The organism is Caldibacillus sp. 210928-DFI.2.18, from assembly GCF_020554505.1.
Classification (GTDB): Bacteria; Bacillota; Bacilli; order Bacillales; family Caldibacillaceae; genus Caldifermentibacillus; species Caldifermentibacillus hisashii.
Genome location: NZ_JAJCHL010000242.1, coordinates 1 through 364, shown reverse-complemented (window position 1 = coordinate 364; position 364 = coordinate 1). Strand labels below are relative to the sequence as shown.

At 44.8% G+C, this 364-nt stretch carries 1 protein-coding gene; it reads right to left on the bottom strand.

Features of this window, described 5'->3' with window-relative positions; genetic code table 11:
• Nucleotides 1-179 precede the first annotated feature (179 nt).
• Nucleotides 180-364 (bottom strand): hypothetical protein (locus LIZ98_RS17745; protein WP_227140457.1); only part of this gene is annotated, 185 nt, incomplete at its 5' end.

The window sequence follows — 364 nt, the reverse complement described above, 5'->3', positions numbered from 1 at the left end:
AGATTGGACTGAATCAGGCGCTGTTTATCCAACAACTTCACTACTGGCTGGCAGATAGCAAGCATACATATGATGGGTATCAATGGGTGTATAACACATACGAGGATTGGCACAGGCAGTTTCCATTTTGGTCAACGAGTACAATCCGGAGAATTATTGGGAAGCTTGAAAGGGAAGGCTTAATCGTTTCCGGAAATTACAATCGTTTTAAGATGGACAAAACCAAATGGTATCGGATTAATTACGAGTATTTGGAGTCGCTGATGGATGAGGATGCGCAACTTTCCAACCTTTGCAACAAGCGGACTAACACAAGCGACCCAACCGAGCAGCATAACGGCACACACACGGACGCTTTGAACAG